General features: G+C 72.2%; 1 protein-coding gene. It reads left to right on the top strand.

Features of this window, described 5'->3' with window-relative positions; all coding sequences use genetic code 11:
• The coding region (gene mfd / locus HGA02_RS16450; RefSeq protein ID WP_168680199.1) for a transcription-repair coupling factor at nt 1-2401 on the top strand (2401 nt) is incomplete at its 5' end.
• Between the last annotated feature and the right edge of the window lie 28 nt (nt 2402-2429).

Genomic DNA, 2429 nt, shown 5'->3' with positions numbered 1-2429 from the left:
GGTGGCCCGGGCCGTCGCGGACGTGCGCACGCTGCAGCAGCAGGGCTGGCACCTGGTGCTCGCGACCGAGGGGCACGGGCCCGCGCAGCGCATGGTCGAGCAGCTCAAGGCCTCCGACGTCCCGGCGCGGCTGGTGACGTCGGTCGACGACCGGCCCGAGGGCGGCGTCGTGCTCGTCGTGCCCGCCCCCGCCGGTCCGGGCTTCGTCGCCGAGCCGCTGCGCCTCGCGCTGTTCTCCGAGGCCGACCTCACGGGCCGGGCGGGCAGCAGCACGCGGGACATGCGGCGCATGCCGAGCCGGCGGCGCAACGTCGTCGACCCGCTGCAGCTGCGGCCGGGCGACTTCGTGGTGCACGAGCAGCACGGCGTCGGCCGGTTCGTCGAGCTCGTGCAGCGGACGATCGGGACCGGCGCGAACGCGGCGACGCGCGAGTACCTGGTGATCGAGTACGCGTCGAGCAAGCGCGGCCAGCCGGGCGACCGGCTGTTCGTCCCGAGCGACCAGCTCGACCAGGTGACGAAGTACGTGGGTGGCGAGGCGCCGACGCTCAACAAGATGGGCGGCGGCGACTGGGCCAAGACGAAGGGCCGGGCGCGCAAGGCGGTCAAGGAGATCGCGGCCGAGCTCATCCGGCTCTACAGCGCGCGCATGGCGACGCCGGGGCACGCGTTCGGCGCGGACACGCCGTGGCAGCGCGAGCTCGAGGACGCGTTCGCGTACGTCGAGACGCCCGACCAGCTGGCCACGATCGACGAGGTCAAGGCCGACATGGAGAAGGCGGTCCCGATGGACCGGCTGGTCTGCGGCGACGTCGGCTACGGCAAGACCGAGATCGCGGTGCGCGCGGCGTTCAAGGCCGTGCAGGACGGCAAGCAGGTCGCGGTCCTCGTGCCGACCACGCTGCTCGTGCAGCAGCACCTCGACACGTTCTCCGAGCGGTACTCGGCGTTCCCGGTGACCGTGAAGGCGCTGTCGCGGTTCCAGACGGACAAGGAGTCGAAGGAGGTCGTCGCGGGCCTGTCCGACGGGTCCGTCGACATCGTCATCGGCACGCACCGCCTCATCACGGGCGAGGTGCGGTTCAAGGACCTCGGGCTCGTCATCATCGACGAGGAGCAGCGGTTCGGCGTCGAGCACAAGGAGACGCTCAAGGCGCTGCGGACCAACGTCGACGTGCTCGCGATGAGCGCGACCCCGATCCCGCGCACGCTCGAGATGGCCGTCACGGGCATCCGGGAGATGTCGACGCTGGCCACCCCGCCCGAGGAGCGGCACCCCGTCCTCACGTTCGTCGGCGCGTACGACGAGAAGCAGATCAGCGCGGCCGTCCGGCGCGAGCTGCTGCGCGAGGGCCAGGTGTTCTACGTGCACAACAAGGTCGACTCGATCGAGCGCGCCGCGTCGCGGATCACCGAGCTCGTGCCGGAGGCCCGCGTGGCCGTGGCGCACGGGAAGATGAACGAGCACCAGCTCGAGCGCGTCATCGTCGACTTCTGGGAGAAGAGGTTCGACGTCCTGGTCTGCACGACGATCGTCGAGACGGGCCTCGACATCTCGAACGCCAACACGCTGATCCTCGAGCGCTCGGACCTGCTGGGCCTGTCGCAGCTCCACCAGCTCCGCGGACGCGTCGGCCGTGGCCGCGAGCGCGCGTACGCGTACTTCCTCTACCCGCCGGAGAAGCCCCTCACCGAGACCGCGCACGACCGCCTCCAGACGATCGCCGCGAACACGGACCTCGGTGCGGGCATGGCGGTCGCGATGAAGGACCTCGAGATCCGCGGCGCGGGCAACCTGCTCGGCGGCGAGCAGTCCGGGCACATCGAGGGCGTGGGCTTCGACCTGTACATCCGCATGGTCGGCGAGGCCGTCGCGTCGTTCCGCGGCGACCAGCCCGAGGAGCTGCCCGACGTCACGATCGAGCTGCCCGTCGACGCGCACATCCCGCACGACTACATCGCACACGAGCGCCTGCGTCTCGAGGCGTACAAGAAGATCGCGGCGGCCGCCGACGCGACGGCGCTGGGGGAGGTGCGGGCCGAGCTCGCCGACCGGTACGGCGCGGTGCCCGCGGCCGTCGACAACCTGTTCGAGGTCGCCGAGTTCCGCCAGAAGGTGCGGGCCGCCGGGCTCACCGACGTCACCGCGCAGGGCAAGTTCGTGCGGTTCGCGCCGGTCGAGCTGCCCGAGTCGGCGCAGCTGCGGCTCAAGCGGCTGTACCCGGGGTCGATCCTCAAGCCCGCGACGCGCACGGTCCTCGTGCCGTTCCCGACGACCGCGCGCATCGGCGGGCGGCCCCTGCACGGGCGCGAGCTGCTCACGTGGGCGCGTCAGCTGGTCGACGCGGTCGTGCTCGGGGACGTCGCGGCGGCGGCGAGCGTGGGGACGGGCGGCCGCTGACGGTCCGGTCGTCCCGTGGCGCGGGTCG

Source organism: Cellulomonas septica, from assembly GCF_012396155.1.
In the GTDB taxonomy this organism is placed as follows: Bacteria; Actinomycetota; Actinomycetes; order Actinomycetales; family Cellulomonadaceae; genus Cellulomonas; species Cellulomonas septica.
This window is presented reverse-complemented; position numbering and strand designations above follow the sequence as displayed.